This is a genomic window from Faunimonas pinastri, assembly GCF_900110915.1.
GTDB lineage: Bacteria > Pseudomonadota > Alphaproteobacteria > Rhizobiales > Afifellaceae > Faunimonas > Faunimonas pinastri.
The window spans coordinates 71,651-83,804 of record NZ_FOFG01000016.1 but is presented as its reverse complement, the minus strand read 5'-3'; the positions used below and the strand labels follow the sequence as shown (position 1 = coordinate 83,804).

General features: G+C 64.9%; 11 protein-coding genes. 4 read left to right on the top strand and 7 right to left on the bottom strand.

Annotated features, from left to right (window positions below; all coding sequences use genetic code 11):
- Positions 1 to 554: 554 nt before the first annotated feature.
- Positions 555 to 1,145: an SOS response-associated peptidase gene (locus BMY25_RS17580; protein ID WP_092499006.1), complete on the top strand. Its 591-nt coding sequence runs from the start codon at positions 555 to 557 to the stop codon at positions 1,143 to 1,145.
- A gap of 290 nt (positions 1,146 to 1,435) precedes the next feature.
- On the opposite strand, the gene BMY25_RS17575 is transcribed toward BMY25_RS17580, so the two are convergent.
- The 4 genes from BMY25_RS17575 to BMY25_RS17560 are packed head-to-tail and all read right to left on the bottom strand — an operon-like array spanning position 1,436 to position 3,900.
- Entirely contained in the window at positions 1,436 to 1,801 is a 366-nt protein-coding gene (locus BMY25_RS17575) for an XRE family transcriptional regulator (protein ID WP_177176921.1), read from the bottom strand.
- Position 1,802: 1 nt separating this feature from the next.
- Positions 1,803 to 2,171: a type II toxin-antitoxin system RelE/ParE family toxin gene (locus tag BMY25_RS17570; protein ID WP_092499004.1), complete on the bottom strand. Its 369-nt coding sequence runs from the start codon at positions 2,169 to 2,171 to the stop codon at positions 1,803 to 1,805.
- A gap of 12 nt (positions 2,172 to 2,183) precedes the next feature.
- Positions 2,184 to 2,486 carry a MerR family transcriptional regulator gene (locus tag BMY25_RS17565; protein ID WP_092499002.1) on the bottom strand — a complete coding sequence of 101 codons (303 nt, stop codon included), beginning with the start codon at positions 2,484 to 2,486 and terminating at the stop codon, positions 2,184 to 2,186.
- Positions 2,479 to 3,900: a tyrosine-type recombinase/integrase gene (locus BMY25_RS17560; RefSeq protein WP_092498988.1), complete on the bottom strand. Its 1,422-nt coding sequence runs from the start codon at positions 3,898 to 3,900 to the stop codon at positions 2,479 to 2,481. The genes BMY25_RS17565 and BMY25_RS17560 overlap by 8 nt, the downstream gene beginning before the upstream one ends.
- 343 nt (positions 3,901 to 4,243) lie before the next feature.
- Between BMY25_RS17560 and BMY25_RS17555 the strand changes: the two genes are divergently transcribed.
- A complete protein-coding gene (locus BMY25_RS17555; RefSeq protein WP_092499022.1) occupies positions 4,244 to 5,701 on the top strand; it encodes an amidase in 1,458 nt (485 codons plus the stop codon).
- Positions 5,702 to 5,730: 29 nt separating this feature from the next.
- Here the strand turns inward: BMY25_RS17555 and BMY25_RS17550 are convergent, their stop codons facing one another.
- On the bottom strand, positions 5,731 to 6,585 hold the full coding sequence (locus BMY25_RS17550; RefSeq protein ID WP_092498986.1) for an oxidoreductase: 855 nt from the start codon (positions 6,583 to 6,585) through the stop codon (positions 5,731 to 5,733).
- 127 nt (positions 6,586 to 6,712) lie between these two features.
- A complete protein-coding gene (locus tag BMY25_RS17545) occupies positions 6,713 to 7,606 on the bottom strand; it encodes a LysR family transcriptional regulator (RefSeq protein ID WP_092498983.1) in 894 nt (297 codons plus the stop codon).
- Positions 7,607 to 7,698: 92 nt separating this feature from the next.
- Here BMY25_RS17545 and BMY25_RS17540 point away from each other — a divergent pair, with 92 nt between their 5' ends.
- Positions 7,699 to 8,706, top strand: a complete 1,008-nt coding sequence (locus tag BMY25_RS17540) for an aldo/keto reductase (protein WP_092499021.1) — start codon at positions 7,699 to 7,701, stop codon at positions 8,704 to 8,706.
- A 2-nt stretch (positions 8,707 to 8,708) separates the two neighbouring features.
- Here the strand turns inward: BMY25_RS17540 and BMY25_RS17535 are convergent, their stop codons facing one another.
- Positions 8,709 to 10,019: an MFS transporter gene (locus tag BMY25_RS17535; protein WP_092498977.1), complete on the bottom strand. Its 1,311-nt coding sequence runs from the start codon at positions 10,017 to 10,019 to the stop codon at positions 8,709 to 8,711.
- Between the two features lie 271 nt (positions 10,020 to 10,290).
- Here BMY25_RS17535 and ilvD point away from each other — a divergent pair, with 271 nt between their 5' ends.
- Positions 10,291 to 12,144 (top strand): dihydroxy-acid dehydratase, encoded by a 1,854-nt coding sequence (gene ilvD, locus BMY25_RS17530; RefSeq protein WP_092498975.1) that lies wholly within the window; start codon positions 10,291 to 10,293, stop codon positions 12,142 to 12,144.
- The last annotated feature ends 10 nt before the right edge of the window (positions 12,145 to 12,154 follow it).

Below are 12,154 nucleotides of genomic sequence, written 5' to 3'. Positions count from 1 at the left end.
TCGAGCTGATGAAACGCTCAGGAGACGGTGCGACAGCCTGAGCAGCACCCCCGGAAATCCTCCAGCCGGGCGGTCCAAACTCGGGGAGCACGTCACACCCCCGGAAATCCTCCAGCCGGGCGGTCCAAACTCGGGGAGCACGTCAAAGCCCACCATGCATTAGATTCCAACCGGGCCACCTAATGGGGGCAGGCCACAACAGCGCAGCCAGAGCAAGAACGCTTCGCATAATTGCTTCCAGCGAATTCGTTGGATGCGCGTCAACTTGGATCATAATCGTGAGCGCCTTCATGCATGTATGCAAACGCGTTGCGGAAAAGGCGTGAGCTATCACGCTTGAGATGGATGGGCGCACGCATTCCGGCATAGCCTAGTGGATGAAGACTCGGCCGGCACGGCAACTTCACGCGGGTTGCGGTGATTGGGCGGAGGCCCAAGTGGGGCTCTCGTCTCTGTCACGCCGGATCTCAGACGCCGTTGGCGGAACGAGTCTTCGGAACCGAATGTCGTTGCGCTCATGGGTACCGTATAAGAGCGGTGGAACCGGAGGTCTTATGTGCAATGACTATCGCCTGAAGGTAGATGTCGCCTCGATCGTAGAGGACTTCGCCGATCTGAAGATCAAGATCCGGTTTGGCGAGGGCACGCCGAACATCGAGGTGCGTGAGGACATCAAGATCACCGACGTGGCGCCGATCATCCGCACGGTCGAAGGCGTTCGCGGGGAAGGCGACCTCGTTCAGCGGCGTTGGAGCTGGCCGGGTCCGAGCAAAAAGCCGGTCTATAACTTTCGGTCCGACGGACGCGAGTTCACCACGAACCGCTGTTTGATCGTCGCGGACGGATTCTACGAATTCAGCGAACCGACCGAGAAAGGAAAGAAACGCAAGGACAAATGGCTTTTCACGAAGCGGGACGAGCCGATCTTCTGCATTGCCGGCATTTGGCGGGAGACCACTGACGTCGGCGAAGCCTTCACCATGCTTTCCATGGGGCCGGGTCCTGACATGGCGCCCTACCACGATCGGCAAATCGTTATCCTCGAACGCGACGCCTGGGTCGATTGGCTCGACCCCTCAATATCGGCGAAGTCGCTCATCAAGCCGCTGGCGCCCGGGACGCTCCAAGTCGAACAGGTCGGATGAAGCTGCGCGCGCAGCGTCTTAGCTGAACCCCTCGACGCGCAGTTTGTAAATGGAGTGAGGTTACACGCCGCCCTGAACACCGACGATCGCCTCAACGCCTTCGACGATAACCTTAGCTTCAAGATTGCTATCTCTGGAAGTAGAGAGAAGTACATTGCGCCGCTTCCAACAAACGGCTCGATATAACGTTGAAAGCTTTTTGGAGTAAGGTGGAGCCAGCGGTCGGCAAACCAACGCTTCCCCCCAGACAAGCGCCCCAGTCCTTTCCCGGGCCTTGAGAACGTTTACCACTAGGCGGACCTGCGCCGCGCAACACTCCGCGTCGGTCTCTCGTCTGAGCCCGCCACGTCGCCGAGATGCTGGATTGTGAATGCCGGGCGAGTCGGCAGTTTCACGATCAGTTCCAGCTTCCCGCCGATCGCCTCGACGTAGCTCCGCAGCGTCGAGAGATACATGTCCGCCTGCTTCTCGATCTTCGAGACGGAAGGCTGCTTGATGTTCAGTGCGGTCGCGATGTCGGCCTGCGCCTTGCCCGCGATCTGACGCAGTTCGCGCAGGCCTTCGACTTCCTGCTTGAGGACCTGGTAGCGGGCCTCAATCTCCGCCTGCTCATCCGCAGGGAGTTCAGCGATGAATTCGTTCAGGCTCCGTGCCATCTTACTTTCCCTTCCTTGCGGATTTCAGATTGTCCAGATGGTCGGAAAACCGTAAATCCGCTTTTGCGATCAGGCTCCTGTAGAAGCGTTTCTGGCTTCCGCCGGACTTGTCGCCGGCCACGAGAATGATCGCGTTTCTCTCAGGGTCGAAGGCGAAAGCTGCTCGCCATTCGCCGTCAGCCGCCTCGAACCTCAGCTCCTTCATATTTGAGTGCCTCGACCCCTTGAGTGTGTCGGCGTGGGGCCGGCCAAGCTGGGGACCGAAATCGGCGAGCAGCTTGGCGGCGGCGACCAGTGCGATACGGACGTCACGCTCGAAGGCCAGAACCTCGTCCTCGAAGGCCGAATGCAATCTGACTTCCCAAGTCATATAGCCTCCAAGCTATTCGAGGTCAATGGGAAGGACGCGCGGAGCGGCCGGTGACGCCGTGGTCACGCGACGGCAACTTTCGGCCCAGGCATCGAGATCGTCGACCGCGTATCGGACCCATTTTCCGAACTTATGGAAGATGGGCCCGCCGCCGAGCGAGCGGTAGCATTCGAGCGTGTGCGCTTCGAGAGCGAGGTAGCGGGCCGCAGCCTCGGTATCGACGAACCGGATCGGTCCAGCGTCATCGACAAACCGGGCGCGACGCAGGATGTCCCCCGTAGGCCAGCGGCGCTGCTGGTTGGCGTCCTTACGCATGGCTCGCCTCCTTCGGCTCGTCGCGCTTGGTGCCAGGAGGGACGGCGCGGTTTTCCCCGGAGCGATGACGGAACGGCCGATAGTTTCCGAGCTTGGTGCGCGAATCGTATTGGCCGTCCTCGTAGCCGAGGGGCTTGCCGGTCGCGGTCAACACCGGCTCGATAACCTCGACCTCGGGCGCCACCGAAGGCACGTCCACAATCGGCGCCGGCATCGGCGCGGGAGGCGGGCTCGCCGAGTGACCGCCAAGCAGAGCCTGCCGTCGCTGGTTCACCGCTTCCGCCGCCGCCCGTACCGGATCGTCCTCGGTGTGGACGTATTTCATGAACATGGTCACCGTCTTGTGGGCGGTGAGCGCCATGCCGACCTTCACCGGGATGCCGGAGTTGGCGATGTCGGTCGCCGAGCGATGCCGAATGCCGTGCGTACCGATATGCGGGAGCCCCGCACGCTCAAGGATGCGCCGCCAGCCCTGATAATAGGTGTGCTTCGACATCGGCAGGTTGGGATCGAAGACGGACGGGCAGACGAAAGGCGATTCCTCAAGCAGCGGCGCGGTCTCGAAGAGCCGCTGAGCTTCAGCGCTCATGGGTTTGGACATGCCGCCGGTCTTGCTGTCGGGCCAGACGACACGCCGATTGTCGTAGTCGACCCACGACCATTCGAGTTGGAGGATCTCCGACATGCGCGCTGCGAATTCGAACTGCAGCCGGACCGCGAGGAGGATGAAGGGATGCTCAAGACCCTCGGCCTCGGCGCGCGCGAGGTAGGCGAAGAGCTTCTTCATCTCGCTGTCGGTGATCAGACGGGTCTTTCCCCGTTCCGGAAACTTCGGGACGTGGCGGCAGGGGTTGGACCCGTCGGGGCGCATGCCCCAGACCTCGGCCATGTTGAACATTTTCCGCACGGCCGCGAGGACGCGATTTGCGTTAGTTGGCTTCTTCGACATCTTCTTCATCAGGTCCGAGATGTCGGCGCGGGTGACGTCGGGCACCTTCAGTTGGCCGAGCACCGGGATGATGTAGCGTTTGCCGTAACCGCGGTTCGACTCGACGGTGGAAGGCTTGTTGCGGCTCTCCGAGTAGTCGGTGATGAACCGGTCGAAGAGTTCTTTGACCGTGGGCGCCTGCCGGGCGGTGGCCCGCTCGGCGCTGGGATCGACGCCGCGGCGAACCTCGGCCAGCCAGTCTTGCGCGATCCCGCGTGCCTGCTCGACGGTGATCTCGCCATAGCGGCCGATAGCGGGCTTTCGGCGCTGCCCATTATGGGCGACATAGGCCACCATGAAAATCTTGCGGCCGCCCGGGGTGACCTTGACAAGGAAGCCGGGTATCGTCGTATCGCGGAGTTCGTAATCGCGCTCCTGCGGGGTTGCTGCGTCTACAGCGGTCTTGGTGAGTTTGATTTTGGGCATTCCTAACCTCCGATGAGGTCGGATTTCAGGTGCAATATAGGTGCACCTAGAAAGCCAACCGTGGCGTACATCCGGTTAGGTATGGGTGACTCGATATCCGAAAAAAGCTAGTACTGACAGTCGGTTATCGGGAAAACGGATACCCCCGGATACACAAAGGATAGGGCATCTGGGGTCTCTCAAAATCCGGTTCCGCAAGGAGTGTCGGTTCGACCCCGACCACCCGCACCACTCTCCGAAAAATCGCGGTTGGTCCGCCTGATGCCCTGCCTGCATAATGTTCGGGCTTGATCGCCCGGCCGCTCTGGTGGACCTCTGGCCGCTCGGCCTGGAACCTGCGGCAATGTCTCACGATCAACTCGCCTATCGAAGCGCGCGGGCGCTTTCCCGCAGTCTCGCAAACCGCGAGATGTCCGCCCGCGAATTGCTGGAGGCGTCCATTGCCCGTATCGAGGCGCTGGATGGCCGGCTGAACGCGGTGGTGGTCCGCGATTTCGAGCGGGCGCGGAACGCGGCCGATGCGGCAGACGCGGCATTGGCGCGCGGAGAGCGTCGTCCGCTTACCGGACTGCCCATCACCATCAAGGAATCCTTCGACGTGGAAGGCCTGCCGACGACGTGGGGCGTTCCGGCCTTCCGGGATTCCATTGCCCGGCGGGATGCCGATCCCGTGGCGCGATTGCGCGCGGCCGGGGCGATCATTCTCGGCAAGACCAACGTTTCGGAATTCCTCGACGACTGGCAGAGCGTCAATCCGCTCTTCGGCGCGACTTCCAACCCCTACGATCTCGATCGCACGGCGGGCGGCTCTTCCGGCGGGGCTGCGGCGGCGCTGGCCGCGGGCTTCGTCTCCCTGGAGATCGGCTCCGATATCGGCGGCTCCATCCGCGTGCCCGCGCATTTCTGCGGCCTGTTCGGTCATCAGCCGAGCTTCCCGCTGGTCGCCCATGGCGGCCATGCGCTCGGCCGTGTCGCGCGCCTCGACCTTTCCGTGCCGGGGCCGCTGGCGCGCACCGCCGGCGATCTCGCCCTGGCGCTCGACATGCTGGCCGGGCCGGATGCCGAACATGCCGGTGCGTTCCGCTTTGAGCTACCGCCGGCGCGGCACGAGGCGATCGGCGATTTTCGCGTGCTGGTGATCGACCAGCATCCGCTGTTCCCGACCGATCCCTCCGTCCGCGATGCGCTGGACCAACTTGCCTCAAAGCTTGAGCGAGCGGGCGCGACGGTGCGGCGGAAAAGCGATCTCCTGCCCGATCTTGGTGAAGCCGCGCGCCTTTACGCCACGCTGCTCGCTTCCGCGCTTTCGGCCGGGCGGCCTCCGCAATTCTATCGGGAGATGGAGGCTGAGGTCGCGTCGCTGGATGGCGATGACCATTCGCTGCGCGCCTGCCGCCTGCGCGGCACGCTGATGCGCCATCACGAATGGATCGACGCGAACGAGGCGCGAGCGCGACTGCGCCACCGATGGGCAAAGCTTTTCGAAGCGTTCGACGTGGTGCTCTGCCCGCCGTTCTCCACCCCGGCTTACCGGAAGTTCGAGCCGACGGAGCCGAAGGCGGAGCGACGCATCGTCATCGACGGCGAGGAGGCCGACTATATCGACCAGTCCGTCTGGTCGGGGCTTGCGACCGCGCCGGGCCTGCCCGCCAGCGTCGCGCCGACCGGGCTCGGCCCTGAGGGCCTGCCGATCGGCGTCCAGATCATCGGCCCATATATGGAAGACCGGACGCCGATCCGCTTTGCCGAACTTCTGGAAGAAGCGTTCGGCGGCTTCGTCCCTCCCCCGGCTTTCCCGTGAAGGCTTTCGCCTGAGGAGGGAGCCGGCCGTTACTGAGCGTCGGGGAAGTCGGCGCCCAGCGTGGTTTCCTCCCAGGTGTCGATGTCGTTGATCAGCGCATCGAGCTTCTTGCGGACGTTCTCCAGGCCGGGCTTGCCGAGCACGAGGTGCAGCGGCGGGTTTTCCGCTTCCACGGCCTTGATCATGGCTTCCGCCGCGCGCACGGGATCGCCCGGCTGCTGGCCGCTGTAGCCGGCGGTCTGCTTGCGGCGCGAGCCGGACGTCTGTTCGTAATCGTCGATAAAGGTCTTGGACTGCTTCAGCGAGCGGCCGGCCCAGTCGGTGCGGAACGGGCCGGGCTCCACGACCAGCACCTTGAGGCCGAGCGGCGCCAGTTCCTTGGAGAGCGAATCGGAAAGCCCCTCCACCGCGAACTTGGTGGCGGCGTAATAGCCGGAGCCGGGGAAGCCGACGAGGCCGCCGACGGAGGAGATGTTGACGATGGTGCCGCGCTTCCGCTTGCGCATGCCGGGCAGGACGGCGCGGATGGTCGCCGCGAGACCGAAGAAGTTGGTTTCGAACATGGCGCGGATCTCGTCCTCCTCGCCTTCTTCGACGGCCGCCATGTAGCCGTAGCCGGCATTGTTGACGAGGACGTCGATGCCGCCGAAAGCCTGCTCGGCCTCGCTGACGGCCTTCTTGATCTGCGCGGGGTCGGTCACGTCGAGCGCGATCGCGCGCGCGTTGCCTTCGTGACCCTCCGTCAGGTCCTGCACCTTGCTTGCGTCACGGGCGGTGACGACCGCCTTCCAGCCACGCTCCAGCACGAGGCGGGCGAGTTCACGGCCGAAGCCCGTCGAGCAGCCGGTGATGAACCAGACGGGTGCCTGATTGTCGTTCGACATGGATGTCTCCTGGGATCTTTGCGCATTTACGCGGGTGGGATGCGAGCTTCAAGGACACGAACCCTCATTCGGTTCCCCAAGCATGGCGCGATGCTCTGCGACACGGCGTCCCCGCCGGACAGGGGCTTCAGAAGACTTCGGCCTTCAAGAAGTCGATGAAGGCGCGCAGGGTTGCGGGCATGTGGCGGCGGCTCGGATAATAGAGGAAGAAGCCCGGAAAGGCGGGGCACCAGTCCTCCAGCACCGGCACGAGCCGCCCGTCCCGGATCTCGTCGGCCACATGTCCCTCGAACATGAAGGTCAGGCCGAAGCCGTCCACCGCCATGCGCTTCAACACGATATGATCGTTGGTGGTGAAGGATCCCGCCGGCTCGAACTCCGTCGGTTCGCCCTCTTTCTCCAGCTCCCACCGATAGATGCCGCCGCTGGGCAGCCGTTGCCGCAGGCAATTGTGCCCGGCGAGATCATGCGGCCGCTCGGGCGTGCCGCGCCGCGCGAGGTAAGCGGGCGCGCCGACCACCAGCATGCGCTGGTCCGGGCCGATGCGGACGGCGACCATGTCCTGCTGCAGCCTTTCGCCGAAACGGATGCCCGCGTCGAAACCGGCGGCGACGGCATCGATCAGAGAGTTATCGGCCGACACCTCCATCTCGATCTCGGGGAAAGCCTGGAGAAAGCGCGCCAGCAGCGGACCGAGGAGAAGCTGGGCGGCGGACGTCGGCACGGTCAGGCGCAGCGCACCGGCGGGCCGGCCCATGGAGGAGCGCGCGTCGGCGATCGCCGAGCGGATTTCGGAAAACGCAGGAGCCAGCCGCGCGATCAGCCGCTCGCCCGCTTCCGTCGGCGCGACGCTCCGGGTCGTCCGGTTCAGAAGGCGAACCCCCATGCGCTCCTCCAGCCCGCTCACCGCGTGGCTGAGGGCGGAGGCGGAAACGCCGAGTTCGGCGGCCGCGCGGCGGAAGCTCCGATGCCCCGCCACCGTCGCGAGCACCTCGAGGTCGGAAAGGTCGCCTCTGGCCATTGCTGAATTTCGCTCACCAGACCGTACAGGATTACCCTGCTTATCAGATCAAGGGATCTGCCGCATCTTCCGGCGACAATCAGGAGAATCATATGCAGATGCGCAAATTGGGCCGCAACGGCCCCGAGGTTTCCGCGATCGGGCTTGGATGCATGGGGATGAGCTGGGCCTACGGCACCGCCTCCGACGAGGCGACCTCGTTCGCAACCCTGCACCGCGCGCTGGAACTCGGCATCAACTTCTTCGATACCGCGGAGGTTTATGGCCCCTACCTCAATGAGGAACTGCTTGGCCGCGCCTTCCGCGACCGTCGCGATCAGGTCGTGCTCGCCACGAAGTTCGGCTTCCGCATCCTGCCGGAAACGGAAGCTTCGGGGCTGAGCCGTATCGCCGGCCTCAACAGCCGTCCGGAAAACGTGAAGGCGGTGGCCGAAGCTTCGCTGAAGCGGTTCGGCACGGATCACATCGACCTCTTCTACCAGCATCGCGTCGATCCGGCCGTGCCGATCGAAGAGACCGTCGGAGCGATGTCCGAGCTGGTCCGCGAGGGCAAGGTGCTCCATCTCGGGCTTTCCGAAGCTCCTGCCGAGATGATCCGCCGCGCCCACGCGGTGCATCCGATCGCCGCCGTGCAGAGCGAATATTCCCTTTGGACGCGCGATCCGGAGCCGGAGGTGCTGCCGACCCTGCGCGAACTGGGCATTGCGCTCGTGCCGTTCAGCCCGCTCGGCCGCGGCTTCCTGACCGGTGCGGTCACCGACCGTTCAGGCTTCGGAAGTGACGATTTCCGCAGCAATCTTCCCCGGTTCAGCGACGACAACCTGAAAAAGAACCTGTCCCTGGTGGAAACGCTGAAGCAGCTTGCGGATGCGCGTGGCGCAACCTCCGGCCAGTTGGCGCTCGCCTGGCTCCTGCATCAGGGCGAGGACATCATCCCGATCCCCGGCACCAAGCGCATCGCCTATCTGGAAGAGAACGCCGCGGCTGCCGATATCAGGCTGACGCAAGACGAGGTCGCCGCGATCGACCGTGCCGTGCCGGAAACGGCGGTCGCCGGTGCGCGCTACGCCGAGACGCAGCAGATCTTCGTCCAGCGCTAAGCTCAGGCGAACTTAGGCGGCTCGCGCTTCAGGAGCGCGAGCCGTATCGCCCCGCCAAACCCCACCAGCAACACGATACCCACCAGCGTGGCGACGCCGCGCCAGCCATCGGCCGACCACAGCGTGCCGCCATAGGCCCCGATCAGGCTGGAGCCGGCATAATAAGAGAACAGGTAAAGCGACGACGCCTGTGCCCGGGAGGCGCTGCCGCGCGCGCCGACCCAGCCGCTGGCCAGCGAATGGCCGCCGAAGAAGCCGATCGTGAAGACCGCGATGCCGAGCACCACCGGGACAAGGCCATGCGCCGTGGTCAGTCCCAGCCCGGCGAGCATCAGGACGACGGCTGCGATCAGCGTCGGCCCGCGACCGATCCTGCCACCGAGCACGCCGAACCATGCCGAGGACGGAATGCCGAGGAGATAGATCAGGAAGATCGCGCCGACTTCCGCCTGACCGAGCCCGAACTCCGGCGCCATCAGCCGATAGCCCGTGTAGTTGTAGACGGTGACGAACGCTCCCATCAGGATAAAGCCGCTGAGGAAGAGCCAGGGAAGCCCCGCGTCGCGAAAGAGCCCGGCGAACGACGTCACGAAAGGCGAGAGCCCCCTGCCCCGCTTCGCCACGAAATGGCGCGAGGGCGGCAGCAGGCGCCAGAAGGCCAGCGCCGCGATCAGCCCGAGAATGCCGATGCCGCCGATGGCGACGCGCCAGGAGCCGCTGGCATCCACCATCAGGCCCGTCAGCACACGGCCGGCCATGCCGCCGAAAGCCGTGCCGCCGACATAGAGTCCCATCGCGGCGCCCAGTCCTTCCGGCTGCACTTCCTCGGCGAGATAGGCCATGGCGATGGCGGGAACGCCGCTGAGCGCCAGCCCCTCCAGCGCGCGAATGACAAGGAAGCTGCCCCAGTTCGGCGCAAAGGCGGCCAGCAGCGTGAGCACGCCGGCCGCCAGGAGGGAAACCGTCATGAGGTTCTTGCGCCCGCGCGCTTCCGAGATCGAGCCGGCCAGCAGCATGGCGAAGGCGAGCACGCCGGTGGTAACGGAGAGCGACAGGCTGGCGGCCGCGGGGCTGATACCGAGGTTCTCGGAAAAGACGGGCATCAGCGGCTGCACGCAATACATCAGCGCGAAGGTGGAGAAGCCGGCGGCGAACAAGGCCAGATTGGCCCGGCGATAGGCCGGCGTGCCGCGCTGGAGATAACCGCCCGGCCCGTCGTCCTCGTCCGGGATCAGCGCGTCGCTCGGCAGATCCTCGAAACGCTCTATCTCTTCCTCGGTCGTGACGGGCCGGCCGCGCGCATTCTGGAGCATGGTGTCGCTCGATCGTTGCATGAAATGGCGGCAGGCGACATGGCGACGCTGTCGTCCTCCATTACGTAAGGCTGCCGAACGGTGCCGTCCACCGTCAAAGGCGCGGATGTGCCCTGCGTTGCACGATCGCGCGGGGCGGTCGAACCAGTTTCCCCTACCAAACAGCCGCGAAATGACTTATGTGGCGCGTTCGCGCCGGGAGGCGCCGAACCCCGGGCAGGACATCAAGCGGGCATAACCGCGCTCGCCCGGGTTACCCAAGGACAACGACATGCCTGCTTATCGATCGCGTACGACGACCCACGGCCGCAACATGGCCGGTGCTCGCGGCCTCTGGCGCGCCACCGGGATGACCGATGCCGACTTCGGGAAGCCGATTATCGCGGTCGTAAACTCCTTCACTCAGTTCGTACCCGGGCACGTCCATCTCAAGGATCTCGGCCAGATGGTCGCGCGCGAGATCGAGAAGGCGGGCGGCGTCGCGAAGGAATTCAACACGATCGCCGTCGATGACGGCATCGCCATGGGTCATGACGGCATGCTCTACAGCCTGCCGTCGCGCGAGATCATCGCCGACAGCGTGGAATACATGGTCAACGCGCATTGCGCGGACGCCATGGTCTGCATTTCCAACTGCGACAAGATCACGCCCGGCATGCTGATGGCGGCCATGCGGCTCAACATCCCCGTCGTGTTCGTCTCCGGCGGCCCGATGGAGGCCGGCAAGGTCAAGTTCGGCGAGAAGATCCGGTCGCTCGACCTCGTCGATGCCATGGTCGCGGCCGCGGACGAGAGCATCAGCGACGAGGAAGTCCTCGCCATCGAGCGGTCGGCCTGCCCAACCTGCGGCTCCTGCTCCGGCATGTTCACGGCAAATTCCATGAACTGCCTGACGGAAGCGCTCGGCCTGTCGCTGCCCGGCAACGGCTCCATCGTCGCCACCCATGCCGACCGCAAGCGCCTCTTCGTGGAAGCCGGCCACCTCATCGTCGATCTCGCCCGTCGCTACTACGAGCAGGACGACGCGACCGTGCTGCCGCGCTCCATCGTGACGTTCGAGGCGTTCCAGAACGCCATGACGCTGGATATCGCCATGGGCGGCTCGACCAACACCGTGCTGCATCTGCTCGCCGCCGCGCAGGAAGCGGAAGTGCCCTTCACGATGACGGATATCGACCAGCTGTCGCGCAAGGTGCCCTGCCTCTGCAAGGTCGCGCCGGCCAAGTCGGACGTCCACATGGAAGACGTGCACCGCGCCGGCGGCATCATGGCCATTCTCGGCCAGCTGGACCGCGGCGGCCTGCTTCACCGCGACCTGCCTTGCGTGCACAGCGAAAGCATCGGCCACGCCATCGACCGCTGGGACATCAGCCGCACCAACAGCGAACTGGCGCAGAATTTCTATCGCGCTTCGCCGGGCGGCATTCCGACCGTCGTCGCCTTCAGCCAGGACCGGCGCTATCCCGATCTCGACCGTGACCGCGAGCATGGCGTCATCCGCGATATCGACCACGCCTTCTCAAGGGATGGCGGACTCGCCGTGCTCTACGGCAACATCGCGGAAGACGGCTGCATCGTGAAGACGGCAGGCGTGGACGAAAGCATCCTCAAGTTCACCGGTCCGGCCCGCATCTTCGAAAGCCAGGATAGCGCCGTCGAAGGCATTCTGGGCGGCAAGGTCGGCGCTGGCGACGTGGTGCTGATCCGCTATGAAGGCCCGCGCGGCGGCCCCGGCATGCAGGAAATGCTGTACCCCACGAGCTACATCAAGTCGAAGGGCCTGGGCAAAGCCTGCGCGCTCGTCACCGACGGCCGCTTCTCCGGCGGCACGTCGGGTCTTTCCATCGGCCACGTCTCGCCGGAAGCGGCGGAAGGCGGCGCCATCGCGCTGGTGGAGGAAGGCGATCTCATCGTCATCGATATCCCGAACCGGATCATCCGGCTCGATGTGCCGGACGCCGAGCTTTCCCGCCGACGGACCGAGATGGAAGCCAAGGGCGACGACGCCTGGACGCCGATCGGCCGCAACCGCCGCATTTCGGCGGCCCTGCAGGCCTATGCCGCGATGACCACCAGCGCCGCCCGTGGGGCCGTCCGCGACGTGCGCGGCCTGAAGCGGGTTTGACGCCTTTCCA